18 protein-coding genes, 3 tRNA genes and 3 rRNA genes are annotated in these 25,766 nt (G+C 55.3%); 19 read left to right on the top strand and 5 right to left on the bottom strand.

What is annotated here, in order from left to right; all coding sequences use genetic code 11:
• Window positions 1-53: 53 nt before the first annotated feature.
• On the top strand, window positions 54-488 hold the full coding sequence (locus Z948_RS17880; protein ID WP_037951331.1) for an NUDIX hydrolase: 435 nt from the start codon (window positions 54-56) through the stop codon (window positions 486-488).
• Window positions 489-681: 193 nt separating this feature from the next.
• On the opposite strand, the gene pyrF is transcribed toward Z948_RS17880, so the two are convergent.
• Complete coding sequence (pyrF, locus tag Z948_RS0106280) at window positions 682-1,401, bottom strand: orotidine-5'-phosphate decarboxylase (protein ID WP_025058713.1); 720 nt, start codon at window positions 1,399-1,401, stop codon at window positions 682-684.
• A 227-nt stretch (window positions 1,402-1,628) separates the two neighbouring features.
• Window positions 1,629-1,943, bottom strand: coding sequence for a hypothetical protein (locus Z948_RS0106275; protein ID WP_025058712.1), 315 nt, complete (start codon window positions 1,941-1,943; stop codon window positions 1,629-1,631).
• A 362-nt stretch (window positions 1,944-2,305) separates the two neighbouring features.
• Between Z948_RS0106275 and clpB the strand changes: the two genes are divergently transcribed.
• The gene (clpB, locus tag Z948_RS0106270; protein ID WP_025058711.1) at window positions 2,306-4,912 is read left to right on the top strand and encodes an ATP-dependent chaperone ClpB; all 2,607 of its coding nucleotides are present in this window, start codon (window positions 2,306-2,308) and stop codon (window positions 4,910-4,912) included.
• A gap of 82 nt (window positions 4,913-4,994) precedes the next feature.
• On the opposite strand, the gene Z948_RS18405 is transcribed toward clpB, so the two are convergent.
• Complete coding sequence (locus Z948_RS18405; RefSeq protein WP_052033035.1) at window positions 4,995-6,041, bottom strand: calcium-binding protein; 1,047 nt, start codon at window positions 6,039-6,041, stop codon at window positions 4,995-4,997.
• A gap of 351 nt (window positions 6,042-6,392) precedes the next feature.
• On the opposite strand from Z948_RS18405, the gene msrP reads away from it, so the two are divergent.
• From msrP to Z948_RS0106220, 9 genes are all read left to right on the top strand, one after another.
• A complete protein-coding gene (gene msrP, locus Z948_RS0106260; RefSeq protein WP_025058709.1) occupies window positions 6,393-7,304 on the top strand; it encodes a protein-methionine-sulfoxide reductase catalytic subunit MsrP in 912 nt (303 codons plus the stop codon).
• 90 nt (window positions 7,305-7,394) lie between these two features.
• Window positions 7,395-8,027 (top strand): protein-methionine-sulfoxide reductase heme-binding subunit MsrQ, encoded by a 633-nt coding sequence (gene msrQ, locus Z948_RS0106255; RefSeq protein ID WP_425427111.1) that lies wholly within the window; start codon window positions 7,395-7,397, stop codon window positions 8,025-8,027.
• Between the two features lie 641 nt (window positions 8,028-8,668).
• Window positions 8,669-10,131: ribosomal RNA gene (locus tag Z948_RS0106250) — 16S ribosomal RNA — on the top strand.
• Between the two features lie 158 nt (window positions 10,132-10,289).
• Window positions 10,290-10,366: transfer RNA gene (locus tag Z948_RS0106245), tRNA-Ile, on the top strand.
• A gap of 21 nt (window positions 10,367-10,387) precedes the next feature.
• Window positions 10,388-10,463: transfer RNA gene (locus tag Z948_RS0106240), tRNA-Ala, on the top strand.
• Window positions 10,464-10,947: 484 nt separating this feature from the next.
• Window positions 10,948-13,783: ribosomal RNA gene (locus tag Z948_RS0106235) — 23S ribosomal RNA — on the top strand.
• A gap of 88 nt (window positions 13,784-13,871) precedes the next feature.
• Window positions 13,872-13,986, top strand: a 5S ribosomal RNA gene (gene rrf, locus Z948_RS0106230).
• The 16S, 23S and 5S rRNA genes sit together here with 2 tRNA genes alongside, the layout of an rRNA operon.
• 56 nt (window positions 13,987-14,042) lie before the next feature.
• The gene (locus Z948_RS0106225; RefSeq protein ID WP_156026495.1) at window positions 14,043-14,999 is read left to right on the top strand and encodes a glycosyltransferase family 2 protein; all 957 of its coding nucleotides are present in this window, start codon (window positions 14,043-14,045) and stop codon (window positions 14,997-14,999) included.
• 86 nt (window positions 15,000-15,085) lie between these two features.
• Window positions 15,086-15,163 (top strand) — tRNA-Arg (locus Z948_RS0106220).
• A 181-nt stretch (window positions 15,164-15,344) separates the two neighbouring features.
• Here Z948_RS0106220 and Z948_RS19030 read toward each other — a convergent pair.
• The gene (locus tag Z948_RS19030) at window positions 15,345-15,506 is read right to left on the bottom strand and encodes a hypothetical protein (protein ID WP_162171773.1); all 162 of its coding nucleotides are present in this window, start codon (window positions 15,504-15,506) and stop codon (window positions 15,345-15,347) included.
• Entirely contained in the window at window positions 15,503-15,811 is a 309-nt protein-coding gene (locus Z948_RS0106215; RefSeq protein WP_156023571.1) for a hypothetical protein, read from the bottom strand. Before Z948_RS0106215 ends, Z948_RS19030 begins: the two co-directional genes overlap by 4 nt.
• A 184-nt stretch (window positions 15,812-15,995) precedes the next feature.
• Between Z948_RS0106215 and Z948_RS0106210 the strand changes: the two genes are divergently transcribed.
• The 8 genes from Z948_RS0106210 (at window position 15,996) to Z948_RS0106170 (ending at window position 25,742) form a co-directional block, all read left to right on the top strand.
• Window positions 15,996-16,571: a hypothetical protein gene (locus tag Z948_RS0106210; RefSeq protein WP_025058705.1), complete on the top strand. Its 576-nt coding sequence runs from the start codon at window positions 15,996-15,998 to the stop codon at window positions 16,569-16,571.
• 541 nt (window positions 16,572-17,112) lie between these two features.
• A complete protein-coding gene (locus Z948_RS0106205) occupies window positions 17,113-17,682 on the top strand; it encodes a hypothetical protein (protein ID WP_025058704.1) in 570 nt (189 codons plus the stop codon).
• Between the two features lie 191 nt (window positions 17,683-17,873).
• Complete coding sequence (rplN, locus tag Z948_RS17875) at window positions 17,874-18,257, top strand: 50S ribosomal protein L14 (protein WP_025058703.1); 384 nt, start codon at window positions 17,874-17,876, stop codon at window positions 18,255-18,257.
• A 693-nt stretch (window positions 18,258-18,950) separates the two neighbouring features.
• Entirely contained in the window at window positions 18,951-19,805 is an 855-nt protein-coding gene (locus Z948_RS0106190) for a helix-turn-helix transcriptional regulator (RefSeq protein WP_025058702.1), read from the top strand.
• A 115-nt stretch (window positions 19,806-19,920) separates the two neighbouring features.
• A complete protein-coding gene (locus Z948_RS0106185) occupies window positions 19,921-22,902 on the top strand; it encodes a xanthine dehydrogenase family protein molybdopterin-binding subunit (RefSeq protein ID WP_025058701.1) in 2,982 nt (993 codons plus the stop codon).
• Window positions 22,899-23,726, top strand: coding sequence for an FAD binding domain-containing protein (locus Z948_RS0106180; protein WP_025058700.1), 828 nt, complete (start codon window positions 22,899-22,901; stop codon window positions 23,724-23,726). The genes Z948_RS0106185 and Z948_RS0106180 overlap by 4 nt, the downstream gene beginning before the upstream one ends.
• On the top strand, window positions 23,714-24,220 hold the full coding sequence (locus tag Z948_RS0106175; RefSeq protein ID WP_025058699.1) for a (2Fe-2S)-binding protein: 507 nt from the start codon (window positions 23,714-23,716) through the stop codon (window positions 24,218-24,220). Before Z948_RS0106180 ends, Z948_RS0106175 begins: the two co-directional genes overlap by 13 nt.
• Window positions 24,213-25,742 (top strand): AMP-binding protein, encoded by a 1,530-nt coding sequence (locus Z948_RS0106170; RefSeq protein WP_025058698.1) that lies wholly within the window; start codon window positions 24,213-24,215, stop codon window positions 25,740-25,742. The genes Z948_RS0106175 and Z948_RS0106170 overlap by 8 nt, the downstream gene beginning before the upstream one ends.
• The last annotated feature ends 24 nt before the right edge of the window (window positions 25,743-25,766 follow it).

The raw sequence follows: 25,766 nt of genomic DNA, 5'->3' as shown, positions 1-25,766 counted from the left end.
ATTGTGATCTGTTACGAGATGGCCAATCATAGGGCTCCTGCACGGAGAGAACCATGCAATTCGACATTACCGATTACGATAACCTTCCCTTTGAGGGGGCCAAGCTGGCCCTATACCTAGGGGACCAGCTGGCCGTTATCTTAAGAGACGACAAGCCTGATTTGGTTTTTGCGGATCACTGGGATTTGCCTGGTGGCGGGCGAGAAGGTGCTGAAACGCCATTGGCATGTGCCTTGCGAGAGTGCCGTGAAGAATTGGGATTAGTGGTGCCAGAAAATGCCGTTATCTGGGGGCGAAAGTTCTGGGAGGGGGCTCTGGCGAAGTGGTTTTTCGTTGCGCAGATGCCACAGGGGGCCGCTGAAGACGTCATTTTTGGGGATGAGGGGCAGAAGTGGGCGTTGATGGAGGAAAGCAGGTTTCTTGATCATCCAAAGGCTGTCCCGGTCTTTCAGGAAAGACTGGCAATCTGGATTGCCGAACGCACATAAGGGTATGGTTTTTCGACTTTTTCGAAAAACCCCCCCGCCGCTTTCAGCGGGGGGAAGGTGACGAACAATAGGAAGAACCTGTTCGTCGGGGAGTATCACCAACCTTACTTTAGCACGGATTACGTAACCTACATAGTGTGGGATACCTTACCGAAAGGCCAAAATCAGGCATAGTGATGGATATAACACACGGCTAGGTTGTTGTTGTCACAGTTGCGATCTCGGCCTGTACGTCTCGTGCGGCTTTTGCGGGATCTTCTGCACGGTGGATCGGACGCCCAACGACGATATGGTTTGCGCCGTCTTGAATCGCTTTTGCTGGGGTGGCCACGCGTTTCTGATCACCCAAATCAGCGCCTGCAGGGCGGACACCGGGTGTGACGATCAGCTTTCCGTTTGCTTCGGATTGGGCGCGGATCATGGCGGCCTCTTGCGGAGAGGCGATGACGCCATCTGCACCTGCTTCAAATGCGCGTACGGCGCGCTCTACGACCAAATCAGGGATGTTGCCATCACGGATCAGCCCTGCATCCAGATCAGCACGGTCAAGGGAGGTTAAAATGGTCACGCCCAAGATTTTCATGTCTGATCCAGCAGCCCCTTCTTTGGCCGCACGAACCACGTGCGGATCGCCGTGAACTGTCAGGAAATCGAGATCAAACTGGGCAAGGCCGCGCACAGCAGCCTCGACGGTCGCGCCAATATCGAACAGCTTCATATCCAAAAATATCCGTTTGCCGTGTTCCTGCTTTAGCTCATTGGCTAACGCCAAACCGCCACCAGTCAGCATGCCAAGGCCAATTTTGTAAAAATTGACGCTGTCGCCTAAGCGCTCGGCAAGTTCTAGGCCTGCGACTGCGTTGGGAACGTCTAGTGCAACAATTAGGCGGTCGTCCGAAAGGGAGGTGGTCATTTTGGCGGCTCCATATGGCAAAAGGTTGGCAAACGTCTTGGGACATAGGGTAGGGGGCGGACGATGTACAGAAAAAAGGCCCGATCGCAAAATGCAGATCGGGCCATAGTATCAGAGACAGTGCAGGCAGGCAGACGTCTCTGGAAGTGCGCGGGCTACCTTCGTGCGGGGACAGGTGCACGAATGGCTTAACAGCCGGCGCAAAAGGAATTCAATTTAGCGCGGTGTTAGGCTGCATTCTGTTGCGAGCCAAAGCCGAGCTGCTCGAGCCATGATTTTGGATCAAATGCGGCCCGTCCGGCGCGCACGCTTGGGCGGTGGGGGAGAACTTGTGAAAACAAGCTGCGGCCAGAGACGTGTTTTCGCATCGCTTGTTTTTTCAGGCCCTCAGCCGCCTGTTCAAAGGTCATGTTAATGGGCGCCTCAATTGCGCAGGCATATCGTTTTTTGCGCTGGTCATCGGAAACGGTTACCAAAGCCTCAAAGCACTGTGTTGCAGCGTTATAGATAACGTCATTTAGCTGAATCTTTGTCTGTTTCATTTGTTTAACCTCGTCTGCCTCCATTTTTTTGCGGAAGCTTTGTTGCTCTCTGTGTATATTTGAGCACGGTTAATGAAATTTAAATGGGGGAAGCAAAAAAAGTTTTGATTGGGATTTGGTTGATTCGACAATTTTTGATAAATCGTTTTAAATCAGTGTGTTGTTATAGGTCATTTTCCGCCACCCCTTGAAATAATTGTTTCACTCTGCTGTGAGGTTTCTTTCATTCTATCAAAATCAGTTACAGAATTGACCTTGATCAGCATTCGCTTACTCCCCAAATACTAAACGTGAGGTTCACAGCCGAGCTATGCTGCCTAGCGGGTAGCTCTTTGGTGGACGCTTTTATAGAGGAGACGACCATGGACCTAAGCAAGTTCACGGAGCGGTCGCGCGGTTTTGTGCAAGCGGCCCAAACAATTGCCACACGTGACAGCCATCAACGGCTGGCGCCTGAGCATTTGCTAAAAGCATTGATGGATGATGAGGAGGGCCTTGCCAGCAATCTCATCAGTGCGGCAGGCGGAAACGCCGCCGCGGTAAAGCAAGCGGTCGATATCGGTTTGGGCAAAATGCCCAAGGTGACTGGAGATGCCGCGCAGACCTATCTGGATAATACGACGACCAAAGTTCTGGCGCAGGCGGAAGATCTGGCGAAAAAGGCTGGTGACAGCTTTGTGCCGGTTGAGCGCGTTGTGATGGCGTTATGTATGGTTAAATCCGGCGCTCAGGCTGCGTTGGATGCCGGAAGTGTATCCGCACAGAACCTGAACTCGGCGATTAATGATCTGCGTAAAGGGCGTACCGCCGACAGTGCAAGCGCCGAAGATGGTTATGATGCGTTAAAGAAATATGCGCAGGACCTGACCGAACGCGCAGAAGAGGGCAAGATCGACCCGATCATCGGCCGTGACGAAGAAATTCGCCGCGCGATACAGGTGCTTTCGCGCCGCACAAAGAACAACCCGGTTTTGATTGGTGAACCTGGTGTGGGGAAAACGGCAATCGCCGAGGGTCTCGCATTGCGGATCATCAACGGCGATGTGCCAGAAAGCCTGCGCAACAAACGTCTGTTGGCGCTGGACATGGGCGCGCTGATTGCTGGTGCGAAATACCGAGGTGAGTTTGAAGAGCGCCTGAAGGCGGTCCTAACAGAGGCCGCTGGCGAAGTTGTTTTGTTCATCGACGAAATGCACACGCTGGTCGGCGCAGGTAAAGCAGACGGCGCAATGGATGCCGCGAACCTGATTAAACCTGCTTTGGCCCGTGGTGAGCTGCACTGCATCGGTGCAACAACGCTGGATGAATACCGCAAGTATGTAGAGAAGGACGCCGCTTTGGCCCGTCGTTTCCAGCCCGTAATGGTGCTGGAGCCTACGGTGGAAGACACAGTCAGCATTCTGCGCGGTATTAAAGAGAAGTATGAGCTACACCACGGTGTTCGGATCACGGATAGCGCGTTGGTCTCTGCGGCAACGCTGAGCCATCGTTATATCACCGACCGTTTCTTGCCAGACAAAGCGATCGACCTCATGGATGAGGCGGCAAGCCGTTTGCGCATGGAAGTAGATAGCAAGCCAGAAGAGCTGGATGCGTTAGACCGCCAAGTGCTGCAATTGCAGATCGAAGAAGAGGCGCTCAAACTGGAAGACGATCAAGCGTCGAAGGACCGTTTGGAAACCCTGCAAAAAGATCTAGCAAATTTGCAAGAACGCAGCGCAGAAATGACCGCTGCTTGGCAGGCCGAACGTGACAAGCTGGCAGGCGCCCGTGACATCAAGGAAAAACTGGACCGCGCGCGCGCTGATCTGGATATCGCCACCCGCGACAGCAACCTCGCAAGGGCGGGTGAGCTCTCCTATGGTGTTATCCCTGAGCTAGAGCGTCAGCTGCAAGAAGCGGAAAGCCGTGAAGACGGGATGATGGTAGAAGAGGCCGTGCGCCCTGATCAGATCGCTTCGGTGGTTGAACGTTGGACCGGTATTCCAGCGGGCAAGATGCTGGAAGGCGAGCGGGACAAGCTGCTGCGCATGGAAGAGCATTTGCATGATCGGGTGATCGGTCAGGATCTTGCGGTCAAAGCGGTATCAAATGCGATCCGCCGTGCCCGTGCTGGTCTGAACGATGAAAACCGCCCGCTTGGCAGCTTCCTGTTCTTGGGGCCAACGGGTGTTGGTAAAACCGAACTGACCAAGGCTGTTGCCGAGTTTATGTTTGATGACGACAACGCAATGGTGCGGATCGACATGTCTGAGTATATGGAGAAACACGCTGTTGCGCGTCTGATCGGCGCTCCTCCGGGATATGTCGGGTATGACGAAGGCGGTGTGTTGACCGAAGCTGTTCGCCGCCGCCCTTATCAGGTCGTCTTGTTTGACGAAGTCGAAAAGGCGCATCCGGATGTCTTTAACGTGCTGTTGCAGGTTTTGGATGATGGGGTTCTAACCGATGGCCAAGGGCGGACAGTGGATTTCAAGCAGACGCTGATCATCCTCACGTCCAACCTTGGGGCGCAAGCGCTCAGCACCGCGCCCGAAGGTAGCGACATGTCGCAGGCAAAACGGGATGTGATGGACGCGGTGCGTGCGCACTTCCGCCCAGAGTTCCTGAACCGTTTGGATGAAACGATCATCTTTGACAGGCTCAATCGGGAAAACATGGACGGTATCGTTGATATCCAGATGGCGCGGTTGCTCAAACGGCTTGCCGCACGCAAGATCGAACTGGAGTTGGACGAAGGCGCGCGCAAATGGTTGGCTGACGAAGGGTATGACCCCGTATTCGGTGCACGCCCTCTCAAGCGGGTCATCCAATCGGCGTTGCAAAACCCGCTGGCAGAAATGCTGTTGGCTGGGGATGTAAGTGACGGGGATACAATCCCTGTCAGCGCCGGTGCCGATGGTTTGATCATTGGCGACAGGATATCGGAAAGCAATCGCCCAAAGCCTGATGATGCCACAGTGCATTAATTGAGCCAAACAAACCGAGAAACGAGAAAGGCCCGCCAATGCAGCGGGCCTTTTGCTTTTATACTATGAAAGATCGATATGATCAGAAGATAAAGTCAGTTTCTTCGATCAATGCCATATCTGTATTCAACAACGTTACGCTGTCTGGGCCACCATAACTAATAACGGTGTTGCTGCCGTTCTGGGCAATGGATAGGTCTGCAATGCTATTGATGCTTGCATGAGCCGAGAAATCCAGCATATCGGCGCCGTTTTCGAAATCGGTGATCGTGTCGCGGTGGCTGCGGGATTCAAAGTGGAACGTATCAGCACCTGCCCCGCCTGACATGACGTCTTTGCCAAAGCCGCCAGTCAAAGCGTCATCGCCAGCATCGCCATAAAGTTTGTCGTTGCCGTTACCGCCTTCTAGGATGTCGTCATCATCACCACCATGAAGGCGGTCGTTTCGGCTCCCACCTTGAAGTAGGTCATTGCCGCTGCCACCTTCAAGAAGGTCGTTGCCGTCTCCACCGATAGCAGTGTCATCGCCAAGGCCGCCAGTCAGCTTGTCCTTACCGTCACCACCATCCAAAACATCGTCGCCGGCTTTGCCATCCAATTGGTCGTTGCCCGCGAGGCCAGACATGATGTCAACGCCATCTTCGCCGTTGGTTTTATCGTTGCCTGCTGTACCATCGATGATGTTTTCAATGATCGCGGGCGCGAACGATACGGAATATGCCTCGGCGGCTGCATTGCTTTGAATCTGAAACGCGAGGCTGGTGTGCTGTAGTGGCGTGAATTCAAATGAAAGCGTGTTGCCGTCGATGCTGATAGTGGAAGCGGTTACGAAATCACGGATCCAGCCGGCCCCGCCATCTACTTCATGTGAAATGCCATCCGTTACGTGATGGGTAATAGAGTGAAAGTTTGTGTGGTTGATCAGCGTCAGTGCGTTGAACCCTGCGATGTCATCGACTGTGACGGAAACCTTGTAGGTTTGGCCAATGGTTAGCCCCGACAGGTTGATCCCGTCTTCGGTGTCGCTTCCGCCCAGGTTGCCGTTGAAAGTGTCACCTTCAAGCAAGCCGTAGTTGCCGGATGCGCCAGCGTTGATCGCCGCATCGATACCTTCTGTAATAATTGCCATGTGCTTTTGCCTCTTAATGATAGTGTTAATAACAACTGGAGCGGAAAAAATGGTTGGCTTTGCTCCAGTGGGCGGTGTTGTAATTATCGGAAAGGGCTAAAAATTGAAATAAATGGGACCGTATTGGCCTGATTTTCGCCTGAGGCTGTAGTATTCTGAATTTAAAGTGTAAAAATTTTAAAAAGGCCGTCATGCGGTCTGTGAATTGCAATTTATACGTGCGTTACTTGCAATAAATCGCGTTTTGCTCCTCTGACATTAGAGTGTGCTGAGTGAAATGTAGGGTGAAATGGTTTGGAGCTTGGTGCCGTTGCTATTACCTCTACTCTGAACAAGTAAGGAGATAACCCGATGGCTATGCGTTGGAAGAACACGCTCAAAGACTCTCATGTGACTGATGAGGCCGCGTTTATGAACCGCCGTCAGCTGATGGGGTCAGCTGTGGCTGGTCTGGGTTTGGCTACAATGGGCGCTGGGCAGGCCTCTGCTGCGGGCGAAAAGCTGACGCCGAATTCTTATGAGGACATCACGCAGTACAATAACTTTTATGAATTCGGGACCGGTAAAGACGAACCCGCGAAATACGCCCATACACTGACCACCCAGCCATGGACGGTAAAGATTGACGGTTTGGTCGACAAACCAGGTGATTACGCGCTGGAAGATATCCTGTCTGCCATGACCATCGAGGAACGCATTTATCGCTTCCGCTGTGTCGAGGCGTGGTCGATGGTTGTTCCATGGAACGGATTTGAACTGGCCGATCTGCTGGATATGGCGGGTGTGCAATCGGGCGCGAAATACGTTGCTTTTGAGACCGCAAACCGCCCTGATGAAATGCCGGGGGTTAAGTTCCCTGTTCTTGACTGGCCCTATGTCGAAGGCCTGCGGCTGGATGAGGCCGTGCATCCACTGACAATGATGGCGACTGGTATATATGGTAAGGACATCCCCAATCAGAACGGCGCGCCCCTGCGTTTGGTGGTGCCATGGAAGTACGGCTATAAATCCATCAAATCCATCGTGCGCATCACACTGACGGACAAGCAACCGCCGACAAGCTGGAACAAAGCCAATGCTCGGGAATATGGGTTCTATAGTAATGTGAACCCAGAGGTGGATCATCCCAGATGGAGCCAAGCCTCGGAGCGCCAAATTGGAGGGGGGCTGTTTGCCAAACGCATACCAACCCTCATGATGAATGGTTATGCCGATGAGGTTTCGGATTTATATGCTGGGATGGATCTTCGAAAAGACATCTAAACAAAGAATGAGATAGATTAGGGTCGGCGCTGTAAAAGGCGACGACCCTTTTTGCATCAAAGGGCACTTGTTGGCCCAAAGGACGTAAGATTGAAAAAGATAACTGATACCGTAAACCGTGCTGTTCGGTTCGTTCCAAAATGGCTGGTCTATATACTATGTCTCCTACCGGTGCCGTGGTTTCTTTATTTGGCCCAAACGGGCGGGCTGGGTCGGGAGCCGATCAAAGCACTGGAGCATGAGTTGGGCGAGATAGCGTTACAGCTATTGGTATTCGGTTTGTGCGTGACACCGTTGCGCGAACACATTGGTATCAACTTGATGAAGTTCCGCCGCGCTATCGGCGTTCTGGCCTTTATATATGTCACGCTACATCTGGCAGTTTGGATCGCCTTGGACATGAGCCTGCTTTGGTCGCAAATGTGGGCGGACATCTGGAAGCGTCCTTATATAACGATTGGCATGGCAGGGTTTGTTGCATTGATCCCTCTGGCCATCACCTCAAACAACTATTCGGTTCAAAAGCTAGGTGGCGCGGTTTGGCGTCGCCTTCACAAGATTACCTATCTCGCGGTGATCTTGGGGGGCGTTCACTATCTCTGGCTGGTTAAGGGCATCCAACTGGAACCAATCCTCTATATGGCCGCGATTTTGGTCTTATTGGCATTACGAGTCGCAAGCGCACGAAAGAAGGCTGCAAAGCGAGTCGCAAAAACCGCGTGAATCGCTGCCGGATTCGGGCTGATTTGGCTCCTCTTGTGGGTAACCCTGTGGATAACCCAATATATGGAAGGGGCGGCGCGAAGGCTTGGCCAAAGTTGGCCACGGAAAATAGGGTGCCGTGGACTAGGGTCGAAAAACCCTCTGCATAACCAATTGTTTTTGCTTCATTTTTAAAAAAGTCACAAAAAAACGCATTTAGATGAAAAAACAGCTTGCGGGTTCTTAGAACAAACCCTAGAACCCCCCTTACCGAAGCGCAGCAATGAGCAACGGGGCAGCGGACGGAACGAAGCGGAGACGCTAAGGGACTGAAGTGAAAGAGAAATTCAGAGGTACTGACGGCGGGGCGCGCTAGGTTAAGTTTAGCGCATCTTGTTGGTTTTTGTCTCTACGTTATTTGAAAATTAGATATCTGAAGAGATATGTGGGCGGTTTGGTCTATTTCGATGGATCAACGTCTGTATATCGCGCTCTTAGGGCTTATGTCCGATGATAGAGTGTCAGCTTCACTGTTTGAACGGCTTTCGGTTACTTTGGTAACTTTAAGTACATCAAACAGAAAAGACGCCATATGATTTCAGTAAGGTCATATGGTCGATGTGCAGAGGTTCGACGTCAAGGATAAGCAAGTAATTGCTTTTCAACTTGAGAGTTTGATCCTGGCTCAGAACGAACGCTGGCGGCAGGCCTAACACATGCAAGTCGAGCGCACCCTTCGGGGCGAGCGGCGGACGGGTTAGTAACGCGTGGGAATGTACCCTTTACTACGGAATAGCCTCTGGAAACGGAGAGTAATACCGTATGTGCCCTTCGGGGGAAAGATTTATCGGTAAAGGATCAGCCCGCGTTAGATTAGATAGTTGGTGGGGTAATGGCCTACCAAGTCTACGATCTATAGCTGGTTTTAGAGGATGATCAGCAACACTGGGACTGAGACACGGCCCAGACTCCTACGGGAGGCAGCAGTGGGGAATCTTAGACAATGGGCGCAAGCCTGATCTAGCCATGCCGCGTGTGTGATGAAGGCCTTAGGGTCGTAAAGCACTTTCGCCAGAGATGATAATGACAGTATCTGGTAAAGAAACCCCGGCTAACTCCGTGCCAGCAGCCGCGGTAATACGGAGGGGGTTAGCGTTGTTCGGAATTACTGGGCGTAAAGCGTACGTAGGCGGATCAGAAAGTAGGGGGTGAAATCCCAGGGCTCAACCCTGGAACTGCCTCCTAAACTCCTGGTCTTGAGTTCGAGAGAGGTGAGTGGAATTCCAAGTGTAGAGGTGAAATTCGTAGATATTTGGAGGAACACCAGTGGCGAAGGCGGCTCACTGGCTCGATACTGACGCTGAGGTACGAAAGTGTGGGGAGCAAACAGGATTAGATACCCTGGTAGTCCACACCGTAAACGATGAATGCCAGTCGTCGGGCAGTATACTGTTCGGTGACACACCTAACGGATTAAGCATTCCGCCTGGGGAGTACGGTCGCAAGATTAAAACTCAAAGGAATTGACGGGGGCCCGCACAAGCGGTGGAGCATGTGGTTTAATTCGAAGCAACGCGCAGAACCTTACCAACCCTTGACATCCTGTGCTAACCCGAGAGATCGGGCGTTCACTTCGGTGACGCAGTGACAGGTGCTGCATGGCTGTCGTCAGCTCGTGTCGTGAGATGTTCGGTTAAGTCCGGCAACGAGCGCAACCCACATCTTTAGTTGCCATCATTTAGTTGGGCACTCTAAAGAAACTGCCCGTGATAAGCGGGAGGAAGGTGTGGATGACGTCAAGTCCTCATGGCCCTTACGGGTTGGGCTACACACGTGCTACAATGGCATTTACAATGGGTTAATCCCCAAAAGATGTCTCAGTTCGGATTGGGGTCTGCAACTCGACCCCATGAAGTCGGAATCGCTAGTAATCGCGTAACAGCATGACGCGGTGAATACGTTCCCGGGCCTTGTACACACCGCCCGTCACACCATGGGAGTTGGTTCTACCCGACGGCCGTGCGCCAACCTTTCGAGGAGGCAGCGGACCACGGTAGGATCAGCGACTGGGGTGAAGTCGTAACAAGGTAGCCGTAGGGGAACCTGCGGCTGGATCACCTCCTTTCTAAGGATGTTTCTAGCTATGACTGTTTACAGTCATCGTGAAACACTTAGCAGGTCAGTAAACAAAACTGACCATATTTTAGAGGCACTTCGGTGCACTCTTCGGACCGAGCCGTCCTCATATCTCTTCAGAAACAGAACACGAGCTACCGCTCGTATGGGTCGGTAGCTCAGGTGGTTAGAGCGCACGCCTGATAAGCGTGAGGTCGGAGGTTCAAGTCCTCCTCGACCCACCAAGATCCCGCAAGGGAATTGATGGGGCCTTAGCTCAGCTGGGAGAGCGCCTGATTTGCATTCAGGAGGTCAGGAGTTCGATCCTCCTAGGCTCCACCAAGCATCTTACACAGTAAGATGGGAAGTCCTGACAGTGTCTTGCGAAGCAAGATCACGAGAAGGACACCTTAAGACAAAGATCAATTTGACCGTTAAGCACTGCTCGCAGTTCTTAACCGTCCAATTGGACGAATTAACATCGTAAAGAGAGATACAGTTACTTTAAGTAATTAAAGTAACAAACATCACTGTTTGATCGCGCCGAGTGTGGCGATGATCTCAGTATGGTGCTGATGACCTTCGGGTCTGACGCGAGCATTTACCATGAACTGTTTCCTCGGTTCCGTAAGTGTTTGCCATCTGAAATGAACAGTGTTGTCCAAGTCAAGTACACTAACCGAGACAGTCGTAAGGCTGTCTGAAACGTAGCAATCCGCACGGGTTGCTACAGTTATGTATGCTTTTGATCTAGGAACAGTTCGCACAGTTTCTTACCAGCTTCTGTGTGATACGAGAGACTTTTAGTCTTTCTCTTTCTGGATCAAATCAAGCGCGAAAAGGGCGTTTGGTGAATGCCTTGGCAGTAAGAGGCGATGAAAGACGTGATACTCTGCGATAAGTCATGGGGAGCTGAGAATAAGCTTTGATCCATGAATTTCTGAATGGGGCAACCCACCTGATACTTTGTTATTATTGCTCAGCAATGAGCAGCTAATAATGAGGTAAACCAGGTATTTCTTTGTTGAATATATAGACTTAGAAAAGCAAACCCGGGGAACTGAAACATCTAAGTACCCGGAGGAAAGGAAATCAATTGATACTCCCCTAGTAGCGGCGAGCGAACGGGGACCAGCCGAGCCTCAATTGTGGTTAGAATGCGTTGGAATGCGCAACCAAAGTGGGTGATAGTCCCGTATAAGAAGCATGAGAGGACGTATTAAGTAGGGCGGAACACGTGAAATTCTGTCTGAAGATCGGAGGACCACCTTCGAAGGCTAAGTACTCCTTACTGACCGATAGTGAACCAGTACCGTGAGGGAAAGGTGAAAAGCACCCCGACGAGGGGAGTGAAACAGTACCTGAAACCGAACGCCTACAATCAGTTGGAGGGTCCTTGCGACCTGACAGCGTACCTTTTGTATAATGGGTCATCGACTTGGTCTCTCAAGCAAGCTTAAGCCGTTAGGTGTAGGCGCAGCGAAAGCGAGTCTTAATAGGGCGAATGAGTTTGAGGGATCAGACCCGAAACCGAGTGATCTAGGCATGGCCAGGTTGAAGGTAAGGTAACACTTACTGGAGGACCGAACCCACATCTGTTGAAAAAGATCGGGATGAGCTGTGCCTAGGGGTGAAAGGCCAATCAAACTCGGAGATAGCTGGTTCTCTGCGAAATCTATTTAGGTAGAGCGTCGACCGAATACCCTCGGGGGTAGAGCACTGGATGGGTAATGGGGCCCCACAGGCTTACTGATCCTAACCAAACTCCGAATACCGAGGAGTACTAGTCGGCAGACACACGGCGAATGCTAACGTCCGTCGTGAAGAGGGAAACAACCCTGACCTACAGCTAAGGCCCCTAATTCATGGCTAAGTGGGAAAGCAGGTGGGACGACCAAAACAACCAGGAGGTTGGCTTAGAAGCAGCCATCCTTTAAAGATAGCGTAACAGCTCACTGGTCTAAATAAGTTGTCCTGCGGCGAAGATGTAACGGGGCTCAAGCCATGAGCCGAAGCTTAGGATGCATTTATTGCATGGTAGCAGAGCGTAGTGTGACATAGTTCCATGTGTCCTTATCCTCCTTCGGGTGGAATTGGACACAAGGAGCTTTCTGTGAAGCCGGCCTGTGAGGGATCCGGTGGAGAGATCACTAGTGAGAATGATGACATGAGTAGCGACAAAGAGTGTGAGAGACACTCTCGCCGAAAATCCAAGGGTTCCTGCTTAAAGCTAATCTGAGCAGGGTAAGCCGACCCCTAAGGCGAGGCCGAAAGGCGTAGTCGATGGGAACCAGGTTAATATTCCTGGGCCAGATGGAAGTGACGGATCTCGACTGTAGTTCATCCTTATCGGATTGAATGGGCTGCTTAGAGGTTCCTGGAAATAGCTCCATCATGAGATCGTACCCTAAACCGACACAGGTGGATAGGTAGAGAATACCAAGGCGCTTGAGAGAACTATGTTGAAGGAACTCGGCAAAATACCTCCGTAAGTTCGCGAGAAGGAGGCCCGGTTCCTAGGCAACTAGGGGCTGGGGGCACAAACCAGGGGGTGGCGACTGTTTATTAAAAACACAGGGCTCTGCGAAGTCGCAAGACGACGTATAGGGTCTGACGCCTGCCCGGTGCCTGAAGGTTAAAAGGAGAGGTGAGAGCCTTGAATTGAAGCCCAGGTAAACGGCGGCCGTAACTATAACGGTCCTAAGGTAGCGAAATTCCTTGTCGGGTAAGTTCCGACCTGCACGAATGGCGTAACGACTTCCCCGCTGTCTCCAACATAGACTCAGCGAAATTGAATTACCGGTCAAGATGCCGGTTACCCGCGGTTAGACGGAAAGACCCCGTGCACCTTTACTACAGCTTCACACTGGCATTAGGCCGAACATGTGCAGGATAGGTGGTGGGCTTTGAAGCAGAGACGCTAGTCTCTGTGGAGCCTCCCTTGAGATACCACCCTTGTTCTGCTTGATGTCTAACCGCGGTCCGTTATCCGGATCCGGGACCCTGTGTGGCGGGTAGTTTGACTGGGGCGGTCGCCTCCTAAATCGTAACGGAGGCGCGCGAAGGTTGGCTCAGAGCGGTCGGAAATCGCTCGTTGAGTGCAATGGCAGAAGCCAGCCTGACTGCGAGACTGACAAGTCGAGCAGAGTCGAAAGACGGCCATAGTGATCCGGTGGTCCCGAGTGGAAGGGCCATCGCTCAACGGATAAAAGGTACGCCGGGGATAACAGGCTGATACTGCCCAAGAGTCCATATCGACGGCAGTGTTTGGCACCTCGATGTCGGCTCATCTCATCCTGGGGCTGGAGCAGGTCCCAAGGGTACGGCTGTTCGCCGTTTAAAGAGGTACGTGAGCTGGGTTTAGAACGTCGTGAGACAGTTCGGTCCCTATCTTCCGTGGGTGTAGGATACTTGAGAGGAGTTGCCCCTAGTACGAGAGGACCGGGGTGAACGATCCACTGGTGGATCTGTTGTGGCGCCAGCCGCAGTGCAGAGTAGCTATGATCGGACAGGATAACCGCTGAAGGCATCTAAGCGGGAAGCCCCCCTCAAAACAAGGTATCCCTGAGAGCCGAGGTAGACTACCTCGTCGATAGGCCAGAGATGTAAGCGTGGTAACACGTTCAGTTGACTGGTACTAATGGCTCGATAGGCTTGATTTGATCCAGTAACAGAAAGACTTCTGTTACTAGTCAAAAGCATACACACACAATCAGCGTGCTGACTTGGACAATTTAGGAATTTATTTGGTTTGGTGATCATAGCACGAGCAAAACACCCGGTCCCATCCCGAACCCGGCAGTTAAGTGCCGTCGCGCCAATGGTACTGCGTCTTAAGGCGTGGGAGAGTAGGTCATCGCCAAACCTAATAAGTTCCTAAATATCTCTCGACGATAAACAAAACATTCAAAAAACGCCGCTGTGGTAATTCTCAGCGGCGTTTTGACGTTCCATACACAGTATATTCCGAATACCCTGCAAGCGTTGCAGAGAATAACTGGAAGCCACAAAATGAAAATCTGTGCCATTACCATGGTTCACAAGGACTATTGGGCTCTAAACCAGTGGTACGAACACTTTGGGGGGCATATTGGGCATGAAAACTTGTACATTGTGTCTCACGGATATGACCCCGAGATCCAGCGGATCTGCCCAAAAGCCAGCGTTATCACGATACCAAGGGATGAGTTGAAGCATTTTGACCGGGTGCGGATGCGGTTGATCAATGGTTTTCAATCAGGGCTAAATAACATTTACGACTGGGTTATCCAGACCGACGCAGATGAATTGATCTGCTTTAACCCCAACAAATACCCTTCTTTCCAAGCGCTTTTCGAAAGCACCTCAGCGCCGGCTCTTTTTGCCCTAGGCTTAAACTTGGCTGAGATCGAGGGGGACGCCCCCTTGGAGGAGGGGGAAAAAGTATTTCCATCACGGAATGTCGCCGCAGTAACTGGCAACTACAGCAAGGCTTGGGCGGTTCGGAAGGCACTACCGCTTAGATGGCATGGGGTTTTCTGCGGGCACCGAAAAACGGCGGATTTTCCTTTTGAGATGCCTGATGATGTGTTCCTCGTTCACTTAAAGCATGCGAATTCAGAAGCCCTAAAAGAAACGAACGCTGTGCGGCAATCGGTTGCAGATAGCGTCGGTGAGGATTGGAGTGTTAATGGTTGGGCTAAACCAGATTTCCATGCGAAACGTTTCTTTCGCAAGCTCGCAGCCGCGAAGGAACTGCCATGGGATGATGCCGTAGCTTACGGTTACGAACAGATCAGAGACAATCCAGTTCGTGATCCAGAGCGCGGGATCGTTAAGCCTCCATTTATAAACTATGTCTGCCGGACCATTTTGCCAGAGTGGTTTGCTGATGTTTAGAAGGCCCTGCCGTTAAATCCCCCGACCAATATTACGTTAGTACGTTGACAATCTTGGGGTAATTGACGGATATAACAAACAAACGCGGGCCGTTAGCTCAGCTGGATTAGAGCAGGGAACTTCTAATTCTCAGGTCGGGGGTTCGAGTCCTCCACGGCTCGCCAAATTCTATCATTGTTGTTGTCATTAACCCATAAGAATGCAAATTTAGGACCATAAGGCTGCAAATGGGTGTCAATACCTTCATTTTTGCACATGTTACTGACCCATGACCAAGCGCTGATTCACTCATCAAAGCCGATTATCAAAGACTTTCAGATTCGCTGCTTACAGAGCAAAACGGCTTCAAGCTGTGGTACTTACGGCCCAAACCAGCCATTGACGAATGGTCGCCACGCCGCAGTGCAGCTTCCCCGAAGCGGACATTGCCAAAGGTGCGCAGCATTTAAGTGGTTCGATGACCGCAATGCGGACAAAGTGACCGTTGTCCACCGCTGCAGCAGTCATTCGTCGGAACGTTTTCTTAGCGCCGTAACCTGTGCTTGACGAAGCGCACGCAGTCTTCGCTTTTTCCGCAAAACGTATACCGGCGGCGCAACCAAAGCGCTTAACATCAAAGCAAGAATACCGAATTTCAAAGTGGTATTGGTTATGCCAAACAGGATGACCGGCACCGACAAAATCAAAACAAAATAGTAATATACCAGCGATCGGCCCAACCCAGAAGCTGGCACATGATTTGCCGCGTGCAGATCTATTTCATTGGTCATCAAACTACCTCCAAGAAAAACAGCTCCAGTAAGATTAGCCATTGCTGCATTTAGCTTTTCATCCCCCCTATTACCATAGTCTGAGCCCACAAGTTGGTCGAGAGCTTCTGGTCAAGAAGGGCTCTAAGCGGACTTGCGGCGATGCAGCGCGTGTTTTTTTGCGCAAAACTCCCTGCCACCGGCCTGAGCAATCACACCGGATGACGGCTGTCAGCCCAAAGCAGACATGGCCAACGAAACCTTGGGCGGATTGCGTACCTTCGCTGCGCCCGCAAACGAAACTGGCAATTTGAAGAAAGCGGACGCTCAGGGCTGCGACCCAGCTTTTTCGATGTGCAATCGCGGCGAAAGTCGGCAAAGAGCCCTTGTTTCTATTGTCGGGCAAAGCTTGAATTCATACTATTGCCACATGATCTATTCAATTAAGCCTCATCAACCCGCTTACACAAAACACATGTTGCTCCTCGCTTTGGCGAAAAGCGTTTACGATAATCAATACAAACCCGAAGGCTATGTTGGAGGAGGAGAGCTTTGGACCTTTGACAATATGTGTTCCGGGGACTTGGAACGAGCCGCATCAGTCTTGGAAAAATCAGGATTTGTCAGTTATATAGATGATATTGGTCGACGTAGCGTATTCAACTGCGGACCTGAAGGTTTCGACAGCCTTGCGAATGCAGCCACATCAGAAAACTTGTCTGAGGAAGAAATCGAAGAAGCAGTGGTGTGGCTTGGCACTGGGGGAAAATTAGCGAGCCTCGAAATCGAGCGTCTTGCGGAGCAGATCGAGAAAAAGTCATAGTTTGCAAGGCAGCTTTGTCCGCATTGCCGCCTCTCGCCTTCCAATTTAGCAGTGATTTCGTTTGCAACCGCAGCGAACGGCAGCAAGGAGCCCAGAGTGACCAACTTGCCGCAGGATAGCGAAGGTCGGCATTTCTAAACATGACCAATTTCTGAGGCATGGCAAACCGCTGATCACAGAAGTTTCAGTGCTATGGCCAACACAAGACTAGCTGAGGCCGCTACACCCCACCATATGGCCACACGATGTGAAGCTTCAATAGTGACAGGCATTTGAGACCACGGGACGGGTACTTTGACTACGAGAGAGCGGTATTCGCACTTACATTTCATCTGAATTCTCCTTCGAGAAACAGACCTAATTGCAAAGTGAAGTGTTTAAAATTCAACATTAAGACCAGACGCTTAAGATAGACAGTATCGGAAGACCTAAGCAGCAGACGGATTGACCCGACAATTTGTCTTGTAGTCCTCTTGGGATTCTTAGCCTACAGTTGTTCTCGTGAGATCCTTAATATCCATGTGCATATGGAACCAGAAAATTGAAACAACCTGAAGAACACAAAAACAGTCAGATTACAATTTCGCTCATGGCTGCCGATCTGCAGTATCGGATGGAAGCGCAATACCATGAGGCACTTAAGCAACAAGTTTTTCTCGAAGAGAATTGCAGCGCCGAAAGTGATCTACAAGACCGGTTTTCCGCACGGAACAAACTTTCAACGATTGTAGGGCGCCAGATTCTAACTTATGTTTGGCGCCGTTCGAAATACATCCCGCCAAATGTGTTAATCGCAGCCGGATACCCAAATCAACCGCATGATGAGGCCATTACAAGCCACGCCTTAGCCACTGAATTTTGCGAGGTTGGCGGTGTATCTGACCTAAATACCCTAACCAGAATCCAGCGCGACACTTCCCGCGTAGTTGCCGCCGCAAGTGTGTACAGCCTGATCTTATTTCAGCCGTCGCCTGCAAACAAGAAGCCATTTTTGGGAACAGAATTATTGCATGAGTTGATGATGGCAACACATTTTCCAAATGCTATGCTGATACAATCCCTCATCGACGATCTAGGAAATCGTGGGTCTGGTACAGGAAACGCAGAATGACTGAATTCGAGAACAAATCCGAAGATGACCACACGGAAGCGCTTGAAACGTTATCCGCTAGAGTGTTTGGCCAGCTTTTTAGAGGTGGAAACTCACTTCCTGCAATTGACCGTGGAATGTGGAAGGTCGCTTATGACAAAGCGATTGGCCAAGTTAACGAAAAAACTCAGCCTGAGTCAGAGGTCAATTTCATTGCATTGAAGACGATTCTAGATGTTGCTGATAATAGTGGCGCACGCAGTGTTCAGTGCATCAAGGTCTTGGCCGGTTCCAAACGCAAATACGCTTCTATTGGCGACATTATCGTCGTGTCAGTAAGGGAAGCTATTCCTCGTGGCCGTATGAAAAAAGGCGACATCCGCAAGGCTGTTGTTGTTCGCACAGCCAAGGAAGTACGTCGCGAAGACGGTTCAGTAGTGAGATTTGATCGTCATGCAGCGGTCCTTCTCAATAACAATAATGAACCGATCGGTTCGCGTGTGTTTGGTCCGGTACTCTCTAGTTTGCTTGACGGAAAGCTGGCAGCTTTAGTTGGATTTGAAAAGGAAAGAATTTCTGACCCGCTCCAGGAGTAGTCTGGGACATATGCAAAATGTGATTATGAAGCGGTCGTTGGCGCAACCGCAGCGAAAGCCCGCTCCGTCCGCGTAGCAGACCTTAATACCTCAATAATGCTGCATCAACGTATCAATGACTGCTTCGGGGAAGCTGCGTCGCAGCGTGCGGGGCCAACTCGAGCGGTAATTTTTGGCCGTTCGCGTGAATTTGCAAAGTACGCTTTCTGCGCATAGCTGACCTTGATGGCTGGCGCAGCATGGTTGGTTGGGCTTTCGGGGTCTCGAATGACCGCTTTCACCGATCTGCAAAAAGATGTTTGCAGGTGCAGCTAAGGTCCGGTTTCCGCCCATGGTGTCGACCGACACGAACGGCCCAGAGCTGCCGTTCGAGCAGTTCGCGGCGAAGGTCGGCTTCGAGCCCATCCTGTGAATTCGAAATTCGCGCTGCGCGCGCTCGCAGCAAGAAAATCGCCGCGATCGCATAATTATTGGCGCTGCTGCGCGGCGTAAAAAGCAGCCGTTCATGTATGTTGCAGCGAGGAAGAGAACCCGGATCTACAATTTTCTTGACCCAGCCGACCTTAATGCAGTCTTATCCGCCTACCGGTATCGGTCATATTCCGCATCAGCAGGCACCTGGAACGCGGATTGCTTACGACGCGAGCGAGCAAGCAAAATTGACCAGACCAGGCAAACTGCTAAGGTTGTTATATGTCGTCTGCTCTGAGGATTGCTATCGGGTCGTTCGGGCGGGTCGCTCTCTTGGATATGGATCGGCCTTTGGTCAAGCACGCACATGCGCAATGCCACGCGCTGCTCAAGGTCGAAGGTGCGGATACCGAGTTTGACGTGGGCGGGCGGCGCGTGGCGCTGACCGATGAAAGCGCCGTTCTCATCAACGCTTGGGAACACCACAGCTACGTGCACCGCGCCGGGCAGCCACCGACGATCATCCTCGCGCTTTACATCGAGCCGAACTGGCTGGGCGCGTTTCGCAGCAATTGGCAGGCGAGCGCGGGACCGGGTTTTTTTCCGCATCCGGGCGGTGCCATCACCCCACAGATCCGCCGCCAGGTCGGCGAAACCGCCGAGGCGATGGTGCAGGCCCCGGGCGACGCCACAGCACATGAGCGGCTGATCGGGCGGTTGATGGTCTCGATCATCGAGCGGCTGGCGCTTTGGCGCGAAGCGCAGCCGTCGCTCCGAGCGCGGGCCACGGCAATGCGCGCACCCGACCGGCGGATCGCGCGGGCCCTGGGCTTGATGCGCGCGGACCCGGCCCGCATTCCATCGATGGAGTGGCTGGCGCGCGAAAGCGGTGTGTCCCGCGCGCATTTCTTCCGGCTGTTCGAGGCCGAGACCGGCATTTCTCCGCGTGTCTATCTGAACACCCAGCGGGTCGAACGCGCGGTGCAGGCGGTCGCAAACGACACCCGCAGTTTCACCGACATCTCCGACGATCTGGGCTTTTCGGTGCCGGCGCATTTCTCGCGCTTCTTTCACGACCATGCTGGCTCCTCGCCCAGCATATTCCGCGATGTCTCGGCACTTCGCGACAACGGCTGACCCCGGTTTTTGAGACTCCTCGGTAAGGTCCGAGACCTGGCGGGATCGCGGGGCCTACGGATGACCGCCTAACGTCCCTTCCCAAGGGCTTGCCCATGCCAAGCCGGGAGGAGACATGAAAGATACCGTTACAGAGCCACTTGTTGGCCGCTCGGTCGCGCGCGTCGAGGATCCGGCACTCCTGTCGGGGCACGGGCGTTACATCGACGATCTGCCGGTGGCAGCCGGAACGCTGGCATTGGCCTTCGTGCGGTCGCCACACGGCCACGCCGACATCCGGTCGGTCGACACCGCCGAGGCAGCATGCGCGCCCGGCGTCGTCGCCGTCATCACCGGACAGGACGTCGCGCTGCGCACTCGGTCGATGACCGTCGGTGTCAAGGCCAATGTGGAATGCTGGCCAATGGCGGTGGAGCGGGTGCGCTATGTCGGTGAGCCGGTGGCCATGGTCGTCGCCACCGACCGCTACCTGGCCGAGGATGCCGCCGATCTGGTCGCGGTCGACTACGCGCCGCGCCGCGCGGTGGTCGATCCGGTCGCGGCACTTTCGGACGATGCACCGGTGCTGCATTCCAGCCTCGGTGGCAACCTCATCAACGAACGGCGCTTTCGCTACGGCGATCCCGAGGCGGCGTTCGAGGCCGCCCGGCACCGGATCGGCATCGACGTCACCTATCCGCGCAGCGCCTGCACCCCGATTGAAACCTACGGCGTGATCGCCAGCTACGAGCCGGGCGAGGATGCCTTTGACGTCACCGCGAATTTCCAGGGCCCCTTCTCGATCCACGCAGTGGTGGCTCGGTCGCTGAACGTGCCGGGCAACCGGCTGCGGCTGCGCACGCCGCCCGATTCCGGTGGTTCTTTCGGGATCAAGCAGGGCGTCTTTCCCTACATGATCCTCGCTGGCGTTGCCGCGCGCATCGCGGGCGCGCCGGTCAAGTGGATCGAGGACCGGCTGGAGCATCTGTCGGCCAGCGTCTCAGCCACCAATCGCCAGACCCGGATCGAGGCGGCGGTCGCGGCGGATGGCCGGATCACCGCGCTTGACTGGGATCAGATCGAGGATTGCGGTGCCCATCTGCGCGCGCCGGAACCTGCCACGCTCTACCGGATGCACGGCAACATGACCGGCGCCTACGACATATCGAACATGAGCATCCGCAACCGCGTCGTGCTGACCAACAAGACGCCAACCGGGCTTAATCGCGGCTTTGGCGGCCCGCAGATCTATTTCGCGCTGGAGCGGTTGATGGACACCATTGCGCGGCAGCTTGGGCTGGACAAGCTGGAGGTCATCCGCCGCAACCTCATCCCAGCCGGGGCGTTTCCCTACCGCACGGCAAGCGGCGCGCTCTACGACTCGGGCGATTACGCCACGGCGCTGGACCGCGCGGTCACCGAAGGCGGTCTGGCCGACCTTTACGCCCGCCGCGACAAAGCCCGCGCCGAAGGCCGACGTTACGGCATCGGATTTGCCTGCGTGGTTGAGCCTTCGGTGTCGAACATGGGCTACATCACCACCGTCCTGACCCCCGAAGAGCGTGCCAAGGCGGGGCCCAAGAACGGTGCGCAGGCAACCGCGACCATCGCAATCGACCCACTCGGCTCAGTCACGGTCAAGGTCGCCTCGGTCCCGCAGGGTCAAGGCCACCGGACCGTGCTGGCCCAAGTCGTGGCCGACAAGTTTGGGCTGCCGATGGAGGCGGTGCGCGTTCTGGCTGATGTGGACACGATGCGCGATGCCTGGTCCATCGCCTCGGGCAACTACGCCTCGCGCTTTGCCCCGGCGGTTGCTGGTGCGACCGAGATCGCAGCAACGCGGCTGCGCGATAAACTGGCCAAGGTCGCGGCCACACAGCTGAACATTGCGCTCGAGGACGTGTCCTTCGAAGGGGGCCGCATACGCGCCAGGGGCAATCCCGACAACAGCCTGTCCTTCGCGCGGGTCGCCGCCACGGCGCATTGGTCGCCGGGCACCCTGCCGGACGACGTGGATCACACCCTGCGCGAGACGGTCTATTGGAGCCCGCCCGAACTGGAGGCCCCGACTGCCGAGGACGGGATCAATTCCTCGCTCTGTCACGGGTTCATCTTCGATTTCTGCGGGGTCGAGATCGACCCCGAGACCGCTGAGCCTAAGATCGACCATTACGTGACCATGCACGATTGCGGGCGGATCCTGCATCCTGCGATGGTCGACGGTCAGGTGCGTGGCGGCTTTGCCCAGGCGGTGGGCGCGGCGTTCCTTGAGGAATATGCCTACGGCGCGGACGGATCGTTCCAGTCCGGCACGCTGGCCGACTACCTCTTGCCGACTGTAATGGAGGTGCCTGAACTGGTCATACTGCATCACGAGACGCCGTCGCCCTTCACGCCGCTCGGGGCCAAGGGCGTGGGCGAAGGCAATTGCATGTCGACGCCCGTCTGCATCGCCAATGCCGTGGCCGACGCGCTGGCCCCCGAAGGCGATGCACCAGATATCGTCCTCCCAGTGACCGCGTCCAAGCTCGCGGCGTGTATCTTTGGCGACGAGCCCAGCCCGAAAAGCCCGGTGCCCGAGACGAAGGCCGAGGCCACGACTGGCGGGCGTAAGCTCACGGGTGAAGGCCGCGCCGTGGTGCAGGCCAGCCGCACCGATGTCTGGCAGATGCTGCTGGATCCCGCGACGCTCGATGCAATTATTCCCGGCTCGCACGGCGTGCAGAAGGTCGGCGAGACACGCTTCAAAGCGGATGTGACGCTGGGCGTCGGGCCGGTCCGGGGCCGCTACAAGGCCGATATTGAATTGTCGGACCTCGACCCGCCCAACGCCGTGACACTGTCGGGCCAAGTTGTCGGCGCGCTTGGCACCGGTGGCGGACATGGCCGCATCACACTGACCGACACCGACGACGGCACCGAGATCGCCTACCGCTACGAGGCCGAGATCGGCGGCAAGGTCGCCTCGGTCGGCGGGCGGCTTCTGGACGGCGCGGCCAAGGTCGTGATCGGCGAGTTCTTCCGCGCGCTGGCCCGCCATTGCGGCGGCGCGGGCACCGGGCCTTTGGCGCGGCTCATGGGCCTTTTCCACCGCATAACGAAAGGAGGCCGGTCATGAAGCCCGCCCCATTCGACTATGTCGCCGCCACGGAGATGGGCGAAGCGCTGGAAGCACTGCATCAGGGTGGCACCGAGGCCCGGGTCATCGCGGGCGGCCAGTCGCTGATGCCGATGCTGAACATGCGCCTCGCGCGCCCTGCCACACTCGTTGACATCACTCGCATCCCGGAGCTGTCACGGATCGAGGCCAAGGGCGATAACGTCACCATCGGGGCCGCCGTGCGCCAGAGCACGCTTGAACGCTGGCCGGATCTGGCGGATCGCTTGCCGCTGGTGCGCGCCGCGCTGCCATGGGTCGGACACACGCAACTGCGCAATCGCGGCACGGTTTGCGGTTCTGTCGCCCATGCCGATCCCAGCGCAGAGCTGCCGCTCTGCCTGATCGCGCTCGGCGGCTCCGTTATCCTGCGCCGCCGCCGCAAGACGCGTGCCGTCGCGGCGCGCGATTTCTTCCAGGGCATGATGTCCACCGACCTAACCCCCGGCGAGATGATCGCCTCGGTCACTTTCCCGGGCCGCCAGAAAGGCTCCGGATATGCCTTCCGCGAAGTGGCCCGCCGCCATGGTGATTTCGCCATCGTCGCCTGCGCCGCCATCGCCCGACCCGATGGCACCGCCACGCTGAGCGTGGGCGGCGTCGCCGACACGCCCCGCACGCTCGATCTGCCCTCAGACGCGCAAGATCTCGATGACCGGTTGAACGAGTTCGCCTGGCATTTGCAGGCCCGCGACGACCTGCATGCGACCGCCCGCTACCGCCGCGATCTGGTCCGGCAGCTCGGCCGCGCAACCTTGAAGGAGGCCCTGTCATGCCGCGACTGACCCAAGACGAGACGCACCCGGTGCGCTTCACCCTGAACGGACGTCCCGTTTCGGCGCGTGTGCCGCCACGCACATTGCTGACGGATGTCCTCCGCCAAGAGATCGGCGCGACCGGCACCCATGTGGGCTGCGAGCACGGCGTCTGCGGTGCGTGCACGGTCCAGGTCGACGGGGAGGCTGTGCGCGCCTGCCTGATGCTCGCCCAACAGGCCGAGGGCTGCGAGGTCCGCACGGTGGAGGGGCTCGCGACAGACGGTGCGCTGACCTCGCTGCAAGAGGCCTTTCGCGCGCATTTCGCGCTGCAATGCGGCTTCTGCACCGCGGGAATCCTAATGACGCTCGACGCGCTGTTTTCGCGCCAACCGGACGCGGATGAAGACGCGATCCGCGAGGCGCTTTCGGGCCATCTGTGCCGCTGCACGGGTTACGCGCCCATCGTTCAGGCGGCGCTGGCCGCCCGCAACCGCATCAAGGGAGGACCAATCGATGCTTGACCTCGGAACCAGCTTTCTCGCGTCCGTGGAACGCGACCCCGACGCGATGGCCATCGCCGAAGGGGACCAGACAATCACTTATGCCGACTGGTATCGCCGGATCAGTGCGTTGGTGGATGGGCTTGGCCAGATCGGCCTGCGCAAGGGCGACACGCTCGTCACGGCAATGCAGAACCGGTGGGAGAATGCGTCGCTGCATTGGGCCTGCCAAATCGCCGGAATTGTCATCACGCCAGTCAATTGGCGCGTCACCGCCGACGAGCTGGACCATGCGCTGCACGACAGTGCGGCCCGCGTTCTGGTGCATGACGATGCCGCGTCCGAGGCAGTGGCCGGATCGGCGCTCGTCCCAAATCTGAAAGTGCTGCCGCTGGGCGGCGATCAGGGCCTCGCTGCAATGCTGTCGGGCAGCGCCGCCGATGCAGCGCCGCAGGCAGGGGCGGATGATCTGTCGGTCATGCTCTACACATCCGGCACGACTTCGAAGCCCAAGGGCGTGCCGCGCCGCCACCGGGCCGAACGGGCCGCGGCCATCGCCCATGTGGCGCAAAACATGTACGGACATGGCGAGCGCACGCTTGGCGTCATGCCGCTCTATCATACGATGGGGATCCGCTCGCTCCTGTCGGCCAGCGTGATCGGCGGTGCCTTCGTTTGCCTGCCGCGTTTCGACGTACCGGGCGCGCTTGCTGCGATCGAGCAGCATCGTGTCAGCAACCTCTATCTCGTGCCGACACTCTATCACGACATCGTCCACCACGCCGCGTTCACACCGGACCGAGTGGCAAGCGTGCGAAAGCTGGGCTTTGCCGGGGCGTCGATGACCGACGGTCTGCTGCAGAAACTGGCGGAGGCCTTCCAGCCCGAGCTTTTCGTGAACCATTACGGCTCGTCCGAGATTTACACCTTCTCCATCTGCCAGGACGCCGCGGCCAAACCCGGATCGGCGGGCCGCGCCGCGATCAACCAGCGCCTGCGCGTGGTGCCGCTGGGCGCGACGGATGCCAGCCAGACCTGCGCACCCGGCGAAGAAGGCGAAATCGTCGCCTCCATGCAGGGTGACGAGGCCTTCGAGGGTTACTGGAACCGCCCCGAAGCGGACCGCAAGGCCATTCGCGACGGCTGGTACTTCACCGGCGATTGCGGGCTCTTCGACGAAGACGGCGATCTTTTCGTCACGGGGCGCGCCGACGACATGATCATCACCGGCGGCGAGAACGTCTCGCCGGTCGAGGTAGAAAGCTGCCTGTCGCTGCACCCCGCCGTAGCCGAAGTCGCCGTTGTCGGCCTGCCCGATGTACGCTGGGGCAAGGTGGTGACCGCCTTTGTCAAGCGGGGCGGCGATGTCACCGAAGACGATCTCGACGCCCATTGCCGCAGCTCGGACCTGTCCAATTTCCGCCGCCCGCGCCGCTACGTCTTCGTGCGCGAAATCCCGAAATCCCCTGTCGGAAAACTCCTCCGCCGCCTGCTTGTCGCGGGCGAATACGAGGTCGAACCGGCTGAGACCACCACTGCGTAAGTACATAGAAAGACACCCAGATGA

Origin of the sequence: Sulfitobacter donghicola DSW-25 = KCTC 12864 = JCM 14565 (genome assembly GCF_000622405.1) — a bacterium.
In the GTDB taxonomy this organism is placed as follows: domain Bacteria; phylum Pseudomonadota; class Alphaproteobacteria; order Rhodobacterales; family Rhodobacteraceae; genus Sulfitobacter; species Sulfitobacter donghicola.
This window is presented reverse-complemented; position numbering and strand designations above follow the sequence as displayed.